16 protein-coding genes are annotated in these 16067 nt (G+C 36.0%); 4 read left to right on the top strand and 12 right to left on the bottom strand.

Annotated features, from left to right (window positions below):
* Positions 1-101 precede the first annotated feature (101 nt).
* Complete coding sequence (locus A1704_RS09720; protein WP_062672868.1) at positions 102-1328, top strand: DUF6051 family protein; 1227 nt, start codon at positions 102-104, stop codon at positions 1326-1328.
* 91 nt (positions 1329-1419) lie between these two features.
* On the opposite strand, the gene A1704_RS09715 is transcribed toward A1704_RS09720, so the two are convergent.
* The 10 genes from A1704_RS09715 to A1704_RS09670 form a co-directional block, all read right to left on the bottom strand.
* Positions 1420-2163 carry a LytR/AlgR family response regulator transcription factor gene (locus A1704_RS09715; RefSeq protein WP_082798753.1) on the bottom strand — a complete coding sequence of 248 codons (744 nt, stop codon included), beginning with the start codon at positions 2161-2163 and terminating at the stop codon, positions 1420-1422.
* Between the two features lie 60 nt (positions 2164-2223).
* Positions 2224-2499: a 2TM domain-containing protein gene (locus tag A1704_RS09710; RefSeq protein WP_062672865.1), complete on the bottom strand. Its 276-nt coding sequence runs from the start codon at positions 2497-2499 to the stop codon at positions 2224-2226.
* Positions 2500-2525: 26 nt separating this feature from the next.
* The gene (locus tag A1704_RS09705) at positions 2526-2822 is read right to left on the bottom strand and encodes a 2TM domain-containing protein (protein ID WP_062672863.1); all 297 of its coding nucleotides are present in this window, start codon (positions 2820-2822) and stop codon (positions 2526-2528) included.
* A gap of 122 nt (positions 2823-2944) precedes the next feature.
* Positions 2945-3514 carry a methyltransferase family protein gene (locus A1704_RS09700; protein ID WP_062672861.1) on the bottom strand — a complete coding sequence of 190 codons (570 nt, stop codon included), beginning with the start codon at positions 3512-3514 and terminating at the stop codon, positions 2945-2947.
* Positions 3515-3560: 46 nt separating this feature from the next.
* Positions 3561-3866: a 2TM domain-containing protein gene (locus tag A1704_RS09695; protein WP_062672859.1), complete on the bottom strand. Its 306-nt coding sequence runs from the start codon at positions 3864-3866 to the stop codon at positions 3561-3563.
* A gap of 4 nt (positions 3867-3870) precedes the next feature.
* Positions 3871-5184 carry a 2TM domain-containing protein gene (locus tag A1704_RS09690; protein ID WP_062672857.1) on the bottom strand — a complete coding sequence of 438 codons (1314 nt, stop codon included), beginning with the start codon at positions 5182-5184 and terminating at the stop codon, positions 3871-3873.
* Positions 5185-5323: 139 nt separating this feature from the next.
* A complete protein-coding gene (locus A1704_RS09685) occupies positions 5324-5983 on the bottom strand; it encodes a hypothetical protein (protein WP_062672855.1) in 660 nt (219 codons plus the stop codon).
* Between the two features lie 48 nt (positions 5984-6031).
* Entirely contained in the window at positions 6032-8278 is a 2247-nt protein-coding gene (locus A1704_RS09680; RefSeq protein ID WP_062672853.1) for a TonB-dependent receptor, read from the bottom strand.
* A gap of 93 nt (positions 8279-8371) precedes the next feature.
* Positions 8372-9274 carry an AraC family transcriptional regulator gene (locus tag A1704_RS09675; RefSeq protein WP_062672851.1) on the bottom strand — a complete coding sequence of 301 codons (903 nt, stop codon included), beginning with the start codon at positions 9272-9274 and terminating at the stop codon, positions 8372-8374.
* 91 nt (positions 9275-9365) lie between these two features.
* Positions 9366-10010: a 4'-phosphopantetheinyl transferase family protein gene (locus A1704_RS09670; RefSeq protein WP_062672849.1), complete on the bottom strand. Its 645-nt coding sequence runs from the start codon at positions 10008-10010 to the stop codon at positions 9366-9368.
* Positions 10011-10242: 232 nt separating this feature from the next.
* Between A1704_RS09670 and A1704_RS09665 the strand changes: the two genes are divergently transcribed.
* Positions 10243-10746, top strand: coding sequence for a superoxide dismutase family protein (locus A1704_RS09665; protein WP_062672846.1), 504 nt, complete (start codon positions 10243-10245; stop codon positions 10744-10746).
* A 56-nt stretch (positions 10747-10802) separates the two neighbouring features.
* Here A1704_RS09665 and A1704_RS09660 read toward each other — a convergent pair whose 3' ends face one another.
* Positions 10803-12932: a carboxy terminal-processing peptidase gene (locus A1704_RS09660; RefSeq protein WP_062672844.1), complete on the bottom strand. Its 2130-nt coding sequence runs from the start codon at positions 12930-12932 to the stop codon at positions 10803-10805.
* Positions 12933-13276: 344 nt separating this feature from the next.
* On the opposite strand from A1704_RS09660, the gene A1704_RS24185 reads away from it, so the two are divergent.
* Both A1704_RS24185 and surE read left to right on the top strand, forming a co-directional pair.
* Positions 13277-13447: a lmo0937 family membrane protein gene (locus tag A1704_RS24185; RefSeq protein WP_110008970.1), complete on the top strand. Its 171-nt coding sequence runs from the start codon at positions 13277-13279 to the stop codon at positions 13445-13447.
* A 366-nt stretch (positions 13448-13813) separates the two neighbouring features.
* Positions 13814-14602: a 5'/3'-nucleotidase SurE gene (gene surE, locus A1704_RS09655; protein ID WP_062672842.1), complete on the top strand. Its 789-nt coding sequence runs from the start codon at positions 13814-13816 to the stop codon at positions 14600-14602.
* 53 nt (positions 14603-14655) lie between these two features.
* On the opposite strand, the gene A1704_RS09650 is transcribed toward surE, so the two are convergent.
* The gene (locus A1704_RS09650; protein ID WP_062672840.1) at positions 14656-16059 is read right to left on the bottom strand and encodes a radical SAM protein; all 1404 of its coding nucleotides are present in this window, start codon (positions 16057-16059) and stop codon (positions 14656-14658) included.
* Positions 16060-16067 lie beyond the last annotated feature (8 nt).

Below are 16067 nucleotides of genomic sequence, written 5' to 3'. Positions count from 1 at the left end.
CTCTTATGCCTGGAATATATTTAAACCTTAAAAATCAATTCATTACCGCAATAATTCTCTAACTTGATGGTTCTAAATATAAACCCTTCAATCGTCTTGCTATGGAATATTATGAATTGTATGAAGTTTTGAAAAATCATTTTGATTCCGGAAAAGACAGGGCAGAACTTCAGGAACTGAATGTAAGCATTGAATCAATTCCTTTTGAATCCAAGGTATGTGATCTGCTTTATGGCTCAGAGAAACAACAGTGCAACAAACATCAGCAAACCCTCGCAATCAACAAAAATGGTTATCTCTTGTACAACCAACCTGCTGTAGACATCAAAGATTTTGATATTGAATGCAATAAAAGATTTGAATATCATATCCTGAAGCGGGCAGATATAGAAACAGCCGAAGGAGTTTTGTTTTTTTTCCATGGACTGAATGAAAAGAAATGGGATAAATACCTGCCATGGGCGTATGAATTGGCCCAAAAAACACAAAAGGCCATCATACTGTTCCCTATTGCGTTTCATATGGATCGAGCAGAACCTATCTGGAGTGACCGCCGTCACATGATGGAAGTGGTTAATTTCAGGAAAAAAAAGTATCCGGAAAACATGAATTATTCCTATGTAAATGCTGCGATAAGTTCCAGACTGGAAGCGCATCCGCAAAGAATATTCTGGTCCGGGCTACAGACCTATTCTGATATTACAGAAGTGGTAAAAGATATTAAAAAGGGTAAAATAAAGGGTATTTCTCCAGAAGCAGATCTGGATTTATTTGGGTATTCTATAGGATCATTTCTTGCTTTAATTATCAAAATGGCTGATCCTCATCATTATTTTACCCGATCAAAAGTATTTTGTTTCTGTGGAGGAATGACGATCGACAGGATGTTTCCGATATCCAAATACATCATGGATACTCAGGCAACAGTTAAAATGCAGTCTGTTTTTACGGAATTGCTGAGCTCTGATTTTAAGTCAGATTCACGTCTGAAACATTATCAGAATGAAGCATTGCATCCACAGGAAAGCTGGTTCAAAAAAATGCTCCGCTACAATTATTTCCAGAAGGAAAGAGAAGAAAGAATTCAGGAAATCCAATCTCAGATCAAGGCTTATGTATTAGAGAAAGACAGTGTTGCTCCTCCGATAGAAGCACTCAATACGCTGCAGGGTGGCTACAGGAACATCAATGTAGATATTGAAATCAAAGATTTCCCGTTTGAATATTCCCATATGGTTCCATTTCCGCTTACCCACAAGCATTCAAAAGAAGTTACCGACGCATTCCACCAGTTTGTACAATCTGCCAGTGATTTCTATAATGCCTGATGATTAATTTTTCAGGGATAAAATAGAGAGAGAAATAGTTTAAAAATAAATAGAATAAGATCCATGGTGTTTGTTTTTAAGCTAATCTTTATCAACTGACCAACCAGTCTTTAAAATCTTTCACACGGTCTCTGCTGACCGTTATTTCTTCTTCAGGCTGAAACTCAAGGTCCACCTTATAGTAAGGCGAAGTATGGATGTTTTTGATATAATCCGAACTGATAATAAACTGTCTGTTCACCCGGAAAAACTTTTTCTCATCGAGTACATCTTCCAGCTCATCAAGTGTAAAATCTGATGGATAGGTACGGTCTTCCGTCTGAAGATAAACGATTTTATTCTCACTGAAAAAGCAGCTTATTTCCTGAGTCTGAATAATCTTAAGGTTGTATCCTATTTTCACCAGAACTCTGGAAAGCGTAGACTTTTCTTTTCGGATTAACTGTTTGATATCCTGAGAACCATTGGTATCGCTGGCAGGAATGAAAGATTTAAATTTCTCCACTGCTCCTTCCAGATCTTCATCAAGAATAGGTTTCAAAAGATAATCAATACTGTTCAGCTTAAAGGCTTTCAGGGTATATTGGTCAAATGCTGTTGTATAGATAATGAAACCTTTGGTTGGTGCTTTTTCAAAGATATCAAAAGACAGTCCGTCCCCCAAAACAATATCTGAAAAGATCAGCTGCGGATGTTCGTTTTCAGAAAACCAGGCAACACCTTCTTCCACCGATTCTATTTTGGCAACGATCTCTATTTCAGGAAAGTTATTCAGCATTCTCTCCAACTTCCTTGAAGCAGGTTTTTCATCTTCTATAATGACAGTTTTGATCATTGAGTTTAAGTTTTGGTTGTCAGATTTTAGGAAATAAAGTTATATAAAAGTGGACAGATTTTAATAATTTATCGTTTTTTTCTCTTTTCTGAGTTCTTTTTCAATCATGTCCTTTTCCCATTCGGAATCAAAGAGAAATAGTTTTGCAGCTTTTACCAGAATTATAAATCCCCAGATTCCAAGGATGGTATATCGGTCAAACCAATGAAAGCTAATCATCTTTTCGCCAAAAATATCATCAGGAATGATCAGAACGGCAAATAAGGCAAATATAAAAAGGCTTTTATAGAATTTTCTGATATTGTTGGTTCTTGTGTGGGCAGTATCGTAATCCATGATATTATAAGTTTTTAAGTTATTGTTTAAAGTGTTTTTATTTTCTGTTTTTCATCCTTCTCCATCAGTTCTCTGATTTTTCTTTCTTCCCAGCTTTTACCAATTCCGAATACGCTTATGGCATGAAATGCAATTCCTACTCCCCATCCCAGTGCAGGCCATAAAAACCATAAATATCCGGGAGCAGTTACAATGTTCAGTATTGCTAAAAAAGGAATAACGATACAGTACGAGGTAAGGTTTCCATAAAATTCTTTCAGGTCTTTCACTCTTCTTGAAGCTTTTTTGTAAGCAATTGTTTCTTTGTCTTGTAAAATTTCCATAATGATTTGTTTAAAGGTTGATTTGTTTTTTCTTGAATCAAAGGTAGCTCAGGAAAGTGCCATAAATCAATTTTATGTGACCGAATGGTAGATTATGCTGTCTGAATTGTAAAAACCTGCCATTAATAGATAAAAGGGATCAGTTTCTTTGTTCCTTTACTGTATTCAATATACTCATACCCAAACTCTTCTATCAAGGCCTGTTCTTCAATTTTAATCCTGTAGGCAAAGGCTAAAAACGGAGGAACAAAAGCAAAGACTAATGAAAGCCAGTTATTGAGATACAAACCGAGGCCAAAAGAAGTTAACAGGGAAAAAGCATAGGAAGGATGTCTCAGATATTTATAAAATCCTTCTTTTTTGATTTTATGATCTTGTCTGATGGTTACATCTACTGTAAAATATTTTCCCAAAGATCTGATGATGATGTATCTGACAATGATACCAACAAGAATAAAAAGCTCGCCCAGATAAAGTATCCAGACGCCATCAGCCATTGGAAAATGAAAATTATAAGACATGAATATTGCACTAACAATAGAAAAAGGAATGGCCATCCATAAAATATTCAGAGTGGATTTATCCTTGTTTTTTTGATCTTCTTTGCCGGATTTCAACATGTTTTTGTAAAGGAATTCTGTAAGAAACCAGGCTGCCATTGAAATATAAAACAAAGTTGATAAAGCATTCATTTTCAATAAAATTAAGATTAAAAGTATTTTTAAAAAGATAGTTTCTCTAATGCTCTTTCTGTTTATCCATCAGTTCCTTGATCTTCTTATCTTCCCATTTCTTGATAAAATTAACACGGGGCAGAAAAACGGTAACTGCATGTGCTGCAAGTCCTATTCCCCAAAAAGTTGCCGTGAAAAAGTTTTTAAACTGAAAATAACTTTCACCAGGTTTCAGGTGAATACAATTATAGACAACAATCAGAGCATTTACTGCTATATAAGCGAATACATGTCCGTAAAACCCACGCAGTCTTTCTACCTGTCTTCTTGCTTGTTGATATTCAATATTGTTTTCGTCAAATGTTCTCATGGTTCTATTTTTTTTGTTTGTTCATAATTTCACGAATCTTCTTTTCCTGCCAGGATTCACCTACTCCAAACACCTGAAATGCATGAGAAGCAACGCCTATTCCCCATCCCAGTACAGGAAACCAGAACCAATGATTTCTGCTGCTCGTAAAAAGATTAATAAAGATTAAAAAGGCACTTACCGTACAGTAAGAAATAAGGTTCATATAAAAACTCTTAATCTCTTTTACTCTTTTTTGTGCCCGTTGGTAAGCTGCAGAATCATCTTCAGGTTTTGATATGGAAACTTGTGGTTTAGCCACGAGCATTGGAAGTTTTACTTTAAAATGATCTTCAGATTTTTCGATGAAGACATTTCGCTCTGTAATAAGGGAATAACGCTGTACAATATTGGCCAGACCAATTCCTGAGCTTTCTTTGATCTGCTCTCTTACCTGAAGATTATTTTCAATGCAGAGCGTATTTCCGTCTGAAAAAATTCTGATGATCAGAGGTTTTGATGATGTGGCAAAATTGTGTTTGATACAATTTTCCAACAAGAGCTGCAAAGCCAGTGGAACTACATATTTCTGATAATCCTCTTTAGCAACATCAAAGGTAAAATCCACACTGTCTTCAAATCTTGTTTTCAAAAGTTCACAATAGGTTTTTGCAAATTCTATCTCGTCTTCTACTGTTACCAGTTCTTTATCTTTTTGTTCAAGTACATATCGGTAAATCTTTGACATTGAAGCAGTAAACTTTTGTGCTTGACGAGGATTTTCATCAATCAACGAGCTTAAAACATTCAATGAGTTGAAAAGGAAATGTGGATCCAGCTGGTTCTTTAAACTTTCAAACTGGGCATTTGCAGATTTGGCGATAAGCTTCTGTTCCACCACTTCTTTTCGGGAAGTTTTCTTCAGCTCTTCCATGAAACTTCTGGCATGAAGGAAAGCGGATATCAACAATGCTATATTGATGGTAAACCAATTGAGGAAATTATATTTTCCAAGGAAAAACTCTTCTGTAGTAGCTGCTTTTTGAATAAGTACAAAATTGACATAATTGCAGAAATAGACCAGTACAAAATTGGCGACAATAATTGAAATAATACTGATAACCGCTCTTTTGGTTGTAGCCTCAGACCATGGGACCTTTTTATTCAGAAAACTGTTCAATAGCCCGTTTCCTCCTCCCAATACAAAAGAATAAATAAAAGAGATAAGCAGGGTATATAAAAAGTTTTCAAGATTCTTCTCTTCTGTAAAGACAAAAAAGAAAAACATGGAGACAGCAAGTGATACCCAGAATAGTACGATAAAGTTTTTCCGTTTCATAATCTGTTTTCTTGACTCAAAATTAGCTTTTATTAAAGGTATCAAAAATTAATTGTTACCGAAGGGCTGATTTTTCTTTCCGAATGGTATAAAAAAACCTTCACGAATGAAGGTTGATTAATTTGAAATATAGAGAAAACTACTTTGCTTTTTCTGCCGGTAAGCTTAAGAAATAGTCTGCTTCTCCTTTTCCCCAGTTAGGGTCCAAAGCTGTTTTGGGTTTGTAGGCTTTAAACTTTGCCTGAGCATCTTTAAACATTTCCAATCCTTTGGTTTTGCTTCCTCCGTACTGTTCGGGAGTAAAATAGACATCTTCTGCTTTGATAAGTGCAATTCTTGGGTTTGCCGGGTCTAATTTTTCTGCAATATTAAGTTCATCAGCAGCTCTTGCCCCATCTGTCATATAACGCTGGGCAGGATTTACCATCATTCTGAGAGAATAAGACATTTTTCTCAACAGGTGAATTTCTGCATTATCAATTCCTGCAAGATTCTGAGCCATTGAAAGATGTTTTTCTGCCTGATCTGCAATACCATCCAATTCCTGCATTTTTCCGTCTCTCATCAGGGTTCTTCCTTTTTGGATATAAGAAAATGCGGCATAGTAAGCCGGAAGCCATTTTGTACTTTCTTTACTTCCTATTCTCTGGAAATCATTTGCAAGAGCCTGGAAATCTTCCGGGGTTTTACAGGTTTCAATTTTCGCAATTTTTTCAGACATTATTTTGTCGTAATCTGCCTGTGCAAAAGCCGTTAAGCTCACCAAAGCTAAAGCAAAACTTAAAAGGTATTTTTTCATGATATTAAATTTTAAAAGTTAGTTTATTGTGTGTTCTAAGATATGTTTTTATAAATTATTATTGATGGCATCATCTGTTTTATCTACTCCAAAGCTTATAAATGCTCCTATGAAAACAAAAGTATTGACAGGCGGAACAATTGCAGAGCTTCTGGAACCATTGGCTGAAAAATTATAGCCATATACATTCTTTGATCCTAAAATATTGCTGATGCTCAATACAAATACAGGAAAGGCTTTCGCATCTTTTTTACCGATATTCGGAAGATAATTAATACTGAAATTCAATGCGTTGTAATCCTTAAGTGTTCCTTCATTCCGGATAAAATTTACAGCTTTTCCATCTTTAAATGTGGAGGCAATGTCATAATAAGGCCGTCCTTTGGCGTAAGTATATGATAGATTGACCCCAAGCTTCCATTCCGGAATAAATCTTTTTGCTACTGCTGAAAGGGTATGTTCTGCTGCAAAACTCGGCTGCAGGCTTACCGGATAATTCAGAAAATCTCTTTTTGAATCCAGATAAGAGTAGCTGATCCAGTAATCGATATTTTCAAATGTCTTTTTATTATCTCTCCAGAAGAATTCCAGTCCTTTTGCATATCCGTAGCCATCATTGTTTAAAGCAGTTTGAATCTGCTGATTTTGCTCTTTGTCCTGGGTAATATTGAACGTCTTAATCAACTGGTCATATTTCTTGTAAAATGCCTCAAAACGTAAAGTTCTGCCTTCTGAAGCTCTCTGAACCTGGAAAATATAATGCTGGGATTTCTGGAAGCCAAGATTGGCAGGTCCATTGATATATTTACTTTCCGGATTCTGATAAAAAAGTCCGTATGCTAACGAAGTGGTCCAGTCTTTTGCAAGGCGGTAAGCAATTGCAAAACGAGGTGCAATATTATCCTTCCCCAAAAATGAAGAATGTTCTGCTCTCACCCCTATTTTCGCTGACAAAGCATTGCTGAAGCCAAGATCAGTTTCTACAAAAGCAGAGGAGATCAAATCTTTATAATGTTTCCGTACCGTTTCAAAATTCAGATTTTCATCGGTATTATTCAGTTCAATTCCTCCTCTTACGGCACTGATTCTGTTTATCTTTCTTTCAAGAACTGCTTTGAAGTTCACATAGTTTCCGTCAGTCAGAAGCTGGCTTCTGTTGGATTCAATATCATTGGTTTCTGTTGAAAAATGAAGATCCGATCTATTGTAGGAATAAGAACCGCTCATATTAAGCAGATATTTTCCGAATTTCTGTTTAAAAGAAAGGTTGTGAAATGTATTTTTACCGTTAAGCTTTACCAGACTGAAATCATATCCGGGTTTAAGACTTTCTGATCTCACACCCATTTTATTGGAATTGAACATTCCGTAATATTTGAAAAAGCCTCCTGATTTTGTTTTAAATCTGAAATTAAGATCTCCGTTAAGACCTTGGGGAGCTTCTACAAAGTCTGTATTAAAATTTAAGACTTTCTGCATCAGACTTAAAAGAGAATATCCTGCTGTAGCACCGTAGGAATAGTTTTTATTATCTCCTAACTTTTGAAATCCTGCACTCAGAAAAATGGGTGAAATCCCAAAGTTATAGGAGGTTTCTTCCGGAAGATCTACACTTTCCAGCATCAATGCTCCCGAAAGAGCCTGCCCGTACAATGCAGAATAGCCACCACTTGAGAAAACATTTCCTTTAAAAAGTGAAGTATTGAACTGATCTCTCCCCGCTATTCCCGGAACAGAATTAGAAAAATAATTATTGATAAGACTTCCGTCCATAAAGATTTTAGATTCCGTTCCGGTACCTCCACGAATGAATAAACCTTCTGTTCCTCCTACTTTCTGTACTCCCGGAAGATAAGTCAATGCTGAAGAAATCTGTCCGTCTGCTCCTGCCGTTGTATAAATATCAATGGGAGTGAGTAATGCTGTTGCTCTTTTTTTATCACTGGCTTCAATAGATCCTGCAGAAACTACTACTGCATCAATCTCACTGATCTGTTCTTTAAGATCAATATTCAAGGATATATCTTGATTTTCAATAGAAACTGATCTTTCTACATTTTCATATTTCGGGTGGGTAAAAGTAATTGTATGAGCTCCTTTTTCTGAAGTTTCAAAGGTAAAATTACCCTGAGCATCTGTTGTAGCCCCATCATAGGTGTCTTTGAGCGTTACATTTACTTCGGCGACTCCTTTGTTTTTAAAGGATACTTTCCCCGATATTTTCACCTGGGAATATCCCATAATGGAAGTGAGAAGAAGAATCAGAAACAGTATGTTTTGTCCTTGTGTTTTCATTTTTATTGTTTTCTGGAATCAAAAATAGCATGAGAAATACCTTTCTGTAAAAAAATTATTACTGAAAGGCATTCTTTTGCTCCCGAATGGTAATTAATGAACCGGAATGCAAAAATCCACGATCATCTTCCCATCCGGATGTTCTTTAAAATTGGAGTGATAGATTTCATAAGGAAAGGTTCTTCTCATGGCGTAGTTGTTTTCGTTCATCCATAAGAACAGAGAAACCCAGCATTGTTCAAAATCATCCAATGTCACCTCTCCGCTTCCTACAATGTACTTTCCGCCTTCTACCGTTTCTGAAAATACTTCTCCCTCCTGTTGCTGCAGTTTTTCATCCAAAAGCATACAGGCGTGAATCCTTACTTTATCGAGAGGTGTTATTTTACAGCTGTCGTGATATACAGAAATCATTTTAAGATTTTCCCGCGGAAACAGGTTTTTCTTTTTTGCCCAGTCTATCAGGATATTAAAAGAAGGTTCTACGTTGGCCATTCCAAGGCTCATAATGGATGCCAGATTCATTTCCGGCATTTCTTTTACTTCAATTTTTAAATTCATTCTAGTCCAGTTTAACAGGTTTTCAATATTGCAAATGTATTGGCTGAAAACCGTCTCAACTTGTCCGTTCTTGCTTTGTGTTTGTAAAATCCTGTGAAATTTTTCCGGTGCTGATCTGCGAAATTTTGTGGGCGCGAGACCGTAATATTTTTTGAATGTTTTGCAGAAAACAGAATGATTGGAGAAACCAAGATCCCAACAGATCTCCTTGATCTCCATATTTTTATGAACTGCTAAATGAAGAGCACTTTTCTCTATTTTCTTTCTGATAATATAATTCTGAAGGGTTTCTCCTGTAACCAGCTTAAATATTCTGTGAAAATGAAAAGGTGAATAGGCACATATCTCTGAAACTTTTTCCAGAGACAGCTCCGCATCAATATGGTTATCAATATATTGAATTGTTTTTACAATCCGTTTTTTATATTCTTCCACTTCAAAATTATTAGTTTACAAAGATATTTGTCCGGAATGAAAGTCTGTTGTCTTTTATTGCTATTATCAGAAAATCCTTTTATTTTCACGTTCAAACTTCCTCTTGAAAGTATTTAATAAGAGGGTTCACATCCTTAATTTTTTGATCTGAAGAGGCGATATAACCGTGATAATCTTCATGGATAAAAATCTCTTTGGTAAAAAATTTTTCCTCTTCAATAATACACTCATTATGCAAGATTTCAAAAGAATCCAAAGGTAACATCATTCCTGCTCCATGGGCTTTTATTACCGCTTCTTTTCTCGTCCAAAAGGTAAAAAAGGCTTTCATTTTATCACCAAAGTTCTCAATTTCCTGAAACTCATTAACAGTCATCTGAAATTCAAAATCCTGATAATTTGTCTTAGGATCATTAAATTCCACATCTATTCCCAAAGGATATTCTGCAAAAGCACAAACAACAAGGTCCTTAGAGTGCGATATATTAAAATGAAGCTGACATCCTTTCAAATAAGGTTTTTTGTTTGGAAGAGTTCCTATTTCTGGCTTAGAAATGTTATAATAAGTCTTTAATCCATATTGTAAAAGCACCTTTCCCAGTAAAGAAAGCTGCACATCCTGCCATCTTCTGTATCGCAGGATATTCTGATTAACCTCCTGAGAAAAAGCAGGCAGGTATCGGTCTAAACGTGACTGATGTTTTTCTTCGCTAATGAATGTATACAGAATAATCATTTTTCTTTCTCTAAGGATCAGATTATATACTGCTTCCCAGCTACTAAAATAAGCTTTTTTTTACCTCGTTTTAAATCAGTAAGCCTCAGAGCTATGTTTCGGAATTTAAGGTCACAACAGCCTTTATTAAGCAATCATTTAAACTAAGTTTTTCAAAAAAGAGTGAGATCATAAAGCCTTTTGGAAAATCTTTTTTAAATTTATCGTAAAATCACTATAAATCATTTAACAAATGAAAGTACAAACATTAGCATTATTGGCGGGATTTGCAGTTTTTGCCGTTTCATGCGGAACCACAAAAACCTATTCTGTAAATGCCAAAAGCGGAACACAGACAGGGGGAACAGCGAAGTTTACTCAAAATGGAAATGAAGTAACAATGAAGCTTGACATCACCAACCTTACTCCTGGAATCCATGCCGTACACATTCATGAAAAAGGAGACTGCTCAGCTGCAGACGGAACTTCTACTGGCGGCCACTGGAATCCTTCGAAGAATGATCATGGTAAATGGGGTGCTGAACATTTCCATATGGGAGATATAGGAAACCTGGTTGCTGATCAGAACGGAACGGCAACATTGACTTTCAAGACAGACAAATGGTGTCTGGGCTGTACAGACGAGTCTAAGAACATTATCGGAAAAGGTCTTATTGTACACGCTGCTGCAGATGATTTCCATACTCAGCCTACCGGAAATGCAGGAGGAAGAGTAGGATGTGTAGAAATTAAGTAATCTACTTTATTCAATAAAAAAACCGCTAATCTTTATAATTAGCGGTTTTTTTATGTTTAGGATTTAGCTCCCATGTCTGATACAATATTCATTGCTTCCTGCAGGTAAAGATCTTTTTTCAGATTCTTGATCCACATTTCAGATTTTTTCTTGAAAGCTTCGTCTTTTTTCTCTCTTTCAATTTCACTTGGATACATGATAAACTGAAGACCGTTTTCAAATTTCGTCAAAGCTTTGAACTTTTCAATCTGAGATTTTCTGTTCTTCATCAGCTCATTGAATTTTGTAATATTCAAAGTGATATTTTCTTCCTTATCCAGTTTTTCTCTCCACTGAGCAGATTCTAATAACAACTGGTAATTGCTGTTTTTAGCCATTCTGTCTGCACTTGCCTTCTCCAGCGCCTGGATATTGAAATAGTTCAGTTTCTGGAATTTTGTAGGTGGAATTTTATCCCAGGCCAATGCATAATCATCATATCGCTCTCCTACTTCAGCATACGTAAAGAAGTCTTTCATCTGGATATCAGAAACAATTCCTTTTCTCTGTGTAGATTCTCCTGTAATTCTGTAGAATTTCTGGATTGTCAGTTTTAGAGATCCGAAATCATCTTCTGTATTCAGGAATCTGTTCAGATCCACAAAAGTTTGAACAGTTCCTTTTCCGAAAGATTGTGGAGATCCGATAATCATCGCTCTTCCATAATCCTGCATTACTCCTGCAAGAATTTCTGAAGCTGAAGCCGAAAGTTCGTTTTGCATGATAACCAACGGACCTGTCCAGATTGGAGTTTCATTTTTGTTCTTAAGTGTCTGTATTTTTCCGTTTCCGTCTTTTACCTGAACATAAGGACCAGCTTCCATGAAAAGTCCCATAATATCGCCTACTTCAGTTAAAGAACCTCCACCATTATTTCTAAGGTCAAGAATGATTCCTTGAATGTTCTGTTCTTTAAGCTTAATGATTTCATTTTTGATATCATCAGAAGCATTTCTTCCTTTGGCATTTTCAAAGTCAGCATTAAAGCTTGGAAGGTTGATAAAGCCGTATTTCTTCCCATTTGGAGTGTTCACTACAATACTTCTTGCAAATGTATCTTCGATAGCAACCTCTTCACGGATCATGGTTACATCTTTAATGGTACCATCTTTTTTCTGAACCGTTAAGGTTACGGGAGTTCCTTTTTCACCTCTGATTAATCTTACCGCTTCATCAGAAAGCATTCCTACTACATTTACAGCATCTTCTTTCGGCTTTGATCTTACTTTCAGGATTTTATCTCCTTCTGAAAGCTGCTTGGATTTCCATGCGGGTGCACCAATGGTAAGCGCTCCTAAGTAAAGGTTTCCTTTTTTCTCCTGGATCAGGGCTCCGATACCAATTACTTTTCCGGTGAACTGGGTATCAAAATCTTCTTTATCTTTTGGAGAATAATAGTTGGTGTGCGGATCAAATACTTCAGTATACGCATTCATATACACGGTAAACCAATCCATTTTCTTTCTCTTTTTGAATCTCGTGAAAGTATCTTTTACAAGGTCTTTTACCTCATCAGTCGCTTTTTTGATCTTCTCGTCCTGAGTAAGTGGCTTAAACTTGATCGTATCTTTCAGTTTGTATTTCTGAACAGAGTCTTTCTTTTCTTTCTGAGCTTCTTCCTTGCTGTTCATCGACTCAACTTCCTGGAGGATGTTGTATTTGATGAATTTTTTCCACTCATTATACTGTTCCTGTTTGTTGGCAGGTACTTTTTTTAGTTTGGGTTCAAGAGTAAGCGTTTCATCTTCCTGAAGATTGATGGGCTTGCTGAAGATATCCTGTGTGATTTTATCAATCTCATCCACTCTCTGGTAAAGTCTGTCAATGGTAAGCTTATAGAATGTAAGATCACCTTGTCCGATATAGTCATCAAGCTTTGTTTCATGCTTGCTGAATTCATCCATATCAGATTGCAGAAAATATCTTTTCGCTGGATCTACCAATTCGAAATAATGCTTATAAACGTCCTTCGAATAGGCATCATTGATAGATTTCGGGCTATAATGCAGATAAGAAAGTGTGTTTTTTACGCTCACCATTATTGTCTGCATCTTTTCATCGTCATTCTGTGGCGAGTTGAAACAAAACATTAGACTGGTTAATGGAATAAGGAGTAAAAATTTATTCAGTTTGAAATTTTTCCACATAAACTGTCTTTATTTATTAATTTTTTTAAAATAAGTATAGTAATTAGTAGCAGTAAGTTTGGTACTGTTACAAATGATCAAATTTAATACCTTATTTACAAATATCGACAGTTTTGATCATTTTTATTTAAAGAGATTTACAAATAATCAGGACAGTATGAGCCATTTCCTATTATCAGACAGTTTCGTTATAAAGTGATACAGATCAATCCTTTTTTTCAAACACACCTAAATTTTTAATTTTTAATCTAAAAACAGAAAACACATACCACAAAAATCAATTTTTAGTCATAAAGGCATAAAATATGCAGAGAATTAACCATACAAATTCAAAATATTAAGTCATGAAAAGTTTATTATGGTTAGTAGCAGTCATCTGCATCGTTGTTTGGCTATTGGGAATGCTAGGAGTCGTTCCCGGAATGAGCACAGGTTATTTAATTCACGTTTTACTGGTTATTGCTATTATTGTTATTCTTTATAATATCATTTCCGGTAGAAAACCTCTCGACTAGTTTATTATTTTGTACGACCACTTAACATTAAAATTATCAGGCTTTACAGGTGTTCTTCACAGGATAACAAGAGATTTTCATGGGAGGCACCTGTAAAATTCTGAGTTTGATGAACTAAAATTCATATTAAAATTCCTTCATTTTAGTCAGATATTCTGCTTCTGGCATTTTTCTTTATCGGTGCATTGATCTTCACTCTCTGAAGCAAAAGCAGAAGGATTTTATTTCTATTTCACAACAGCCAATCCCAATCTGGTATTTTATGGCGTCTGATTTTTACCTACATTTGATGTGTTGAAAATCTATTTGTTCAATTCTGAAAATGAACAAACTCACTCTGTTTAAATAAAAAATTAAAGATAATTTATGGAAAGACCACTTATTCTGGTGACTAATGACGACGGAATTACAGCTCCTGGTATCAGAAATCTTGTAAATTTTATGAATGAAATCGGAGAAGTAGTGGTTGTTGCCCCCAATTCTCCTCAAAGTGGAAAAGGCCACGCTATTACCATTAATTCTACCCTAAGCTACGAAGAAGTTACTCTGGATGGCCCGCAGACAGATTTTTCCTGTAGCGGAACTCCTGTTGACTGTGTAAAAATGGCTCTTGATAAAATCCTGACCAGAAGACCCGATATTGTGGTTTCAGGAATCAATCACGGGGCAAATTCTTCTATCAATGTAATCTATTCAGGGACCATGTCGGCTGCAGTAGAAGCAGGTGTAGAAGGAATTCCTGCCATTGGATTCTCATTACTGGATTTCAGCTGGGAAGCAGATTTCACTCAGGCTAAAGAATTTATTCAGAATATTGTAAGAAGAACATTGGAAAACCCAATGCCAAAAGGAGTTGTACTGAACGTAAATATTCCTAAACTTCCGGCGGAAGAGATTAAAGGAGTAAAAGTCTGTAAACAGGCCAATGCCAAATGGGAAGAAAGCTTTGATGAGAGAGTAAATCCTCATGGTAAAAAATATTACTGGCTGACAGGTTATTTCAACAATATGGATGATTCTGAAGATGCTGATGAAACAGCATTGGCCAATGGATATATTTCTATTGTTCCGGTAAAGTTTGACCTTACAGCTTATGAATACATGAAAACATTGGAAGAAGTGATGACTTTTGAAGATGTAAAAGAAGTAAAATAACAAGAAAATAATAAAAGCGTGAAATTTCATTTCACGCTTTGCTTTTTATATGGCTAAAATAAAACTTTATCTTCTTTCCTGAGTTCTTCCAGATAAGCCTTTTTTTCATCTCTGTAAAAGAGGTTCATGGTTTCAAAAGGTATTAGCTTCAGGTCTTTATTGACAATATGTACGCACGACTTCTTCACCGCTCTTACATCAAAATCATGAGCATCCATAAAGTTCATGATAATTATTCTGAAAAGGTTATCATAATCGAGATCCGGAGCACAAACATCCGGCAGGCAGCACAGTAACTGATTGACCTTAGGCTGAACTTTATCTACGGAAATTCCGGTACTGAAAATATCCAGCAGCTGCATATGCAATCCTTTATCCTGTTCATAAACAATGGTATTCTTTGACTCATTATTCAGAAGATCTGCAGGATTGATATACCGGGTTAAAGGAATTGTTTCGCCCTGCAGTTTCAAGATATATCCCATAGCAAGAGCATCCGGATTACATGGAACGGGAATAATATCATCAGAATTTAATAACGGAAACTGATTGATAATTTCCTGTCTTACTTCAGTTAAGGTAATTTTTTCATGAGCAGAATCTTCCCGGTTTCTTCCGGCAATTTCAACCGGCTGAAAGGTAATTCCTCTTACGCACTTCTGTTTTAGGGCAAATTCTATAATTTTTCCAATTTCATCAATATTTTTATCTTTTTGAAGAACAATAACCAGTGTCGTAGAAAGGTTAAGCTCATTGAGTTTTTCCAACGCTTTCATTCTGACCGCGGTAAGATCCTTCCCTCTGAAATCTTCCAGGACTTCAGGTTTAAATGAATCAAACTGAAGGTAAATTTCAAACTCGGGAGCATAGGTCGCCAGCTGTTCAGCAAATCCCGGATCATTAGCTATTCTGATTCCGTTGGTGTTCAGCATCAGATGTTTGATCGGTTTTGATTTGGCAATATCCATAATTTTGAAAAATTCCGGATGGATTGTAGGTTCTCCTCCACTGATCTGCACCACGTCCGGTTCCCCTTCATTTTTTACAATAACATCAAACATAGCCTCAATTTCTTCCAGGCTTCTGTGACTTCCATAGTGGGGTGAGGACATTGCATAGCAGGTTGGACAGGTAAGATTACAACGGTCTGTAACTTCTACGATAGAAAGACAGCTGTGCTGTTCATGGTCTACACATAATCCACAATCATAAGGACATCCATATTCCACATCGGTTCCGAAATGAAAGGGCATTTCAGAGGCTTTATTATAGTTTCTTATATTTTTATAATACTGTACGTCAGAAGCTATTTTTGTTTTAAAAAATCCATGATCCGGACATCTTTTAGTCATAAAAACAGTTTCGTCCTCAATAATGATTTTGGCTCCTACCCTTTTAAGACATTCCGGGCAAAGGCTGATTGTATAATCGTAATAGGTATAATTTCTTACTGGCATAGCAATTT

This window comes from Chryseobacterium cucumeris, from assembly GCF_001593385.1.
Classification (GTDB): domain Bacteria; phylum Bacteroidota; class Bacteroidia; order Flavobacteriales; family Weeksellaceae; genus Chryseobacterium; species Chryseobacterium cucumeris.
This window is presented reverse-complemented; position numbering and strand designations above follow the sequence as displayed.

Excerpts from the sequence above, each read along its gene's own strand:
- A1704_RS09720 (WP_062672868.1), top strand. The coding sequence starts at position 102 with ATGGAATATTATGAATTGTATGAAGTTTTGAAAAATCATTTTGATTCC.
- A1704_RS09715 (WP_082798753.1), bottom strand. The coding sequence starts at position 2,163 with ATGATCAAAACTGTCATTATAGAAGATGAAAAACCTGCTTCAAGGAAG.
- A1704_RS09710 (WP_062672865.1), bottom strand. The coding sequence starts at position 2,499 with ATGGATTACGATACTGCCCACACAAGAACCAACAATATCAGAAAATTC.
- A1704_RS09705 (WP_062672863.1), bottom strand. The coding sequence starts at position 2,822 with ATGGAAATTTTACAAGACAAAGAAACAATTGCTTACAAAAAAGCTTCA.
- A1704_RS09700 (WP_062672861.1), bottom strand. The coding sequence starts at position 3,514 with ATGAATGCTTTATCAACTTTGTTTTATATTTCAATGGCAGCCTGGTTT.
- A1704_RS09695 (WP_062672859.1), bottom strand. The coding sequence starts at position 3,866 with ATGAGAACATTTGACGAAAACAATATTGAATATCAACAAGCAAGAAGA.
- A1704_RS09690 (WP_062672857.1), bottom strand. The coding sequence starts at position 5,184 with ATGAAACGGAAAAACTTTATCGTACTATTCTGGGTATCACTTGCTGTC.
- A1704_RS09685 (WP_062672855.1), bottom strand. The coding sequence starts at position 5,983 with ATGAAAAAATACCTTTTAAGTTTTGCTTTAGCTTTGGTGAGCTTAACG.
- A1704_RS09680 (WP_062672853.1), bottom strand. The coding sequence starts at position 8,278 with ATGAAAACACAAGGACAAAACATACTGTTTCTGATTCTTCTTCTCACT.
- A1704_RS09670 (WP_062672849.1), bottom strand. The coding sequence starts at position 10,010 with ATGATTATTCTGTATACATTCATTAGCGAAGAAAAACATCAGTCACGT.
- A1704_RS09665 (WP_062672846.1), top strand. The coding sequence starts at position 10,243 with ATGAAAGTACAAACATTAGCATTATTGGCGGGATTTGCAGTTTTTGCC.
- A1704_RS09660 (WP_062672844.1), bottom strand. The coding sequence starts at position 12,932 with ATGTGGAAAAATTTCAAACTGAATAAATTTTTACTCCTTATTCCATTA.
- A1704_RS24185 (WP_110008970.1), top strand. The coding sequence starts at position 13,277 with ATGAAAAGTTTATTATGGTTAGTAGCAGTCATCTGCATCGTTGTTTGG.
- surE (WP_062672842.1), top strand. The coding sequence starts at position 13,814 with ATGGAAAGACCACTTATTCTGGTGACTAATGACGACGGAATTACAGCT.
- A1704_RS09650 (WP_062672840.1), bottom strand. The coding sequence starts at position 16,059 with ATGCCAGTAAGAAATTATACCTATTACGATTATACAATCAGCCTTTGC.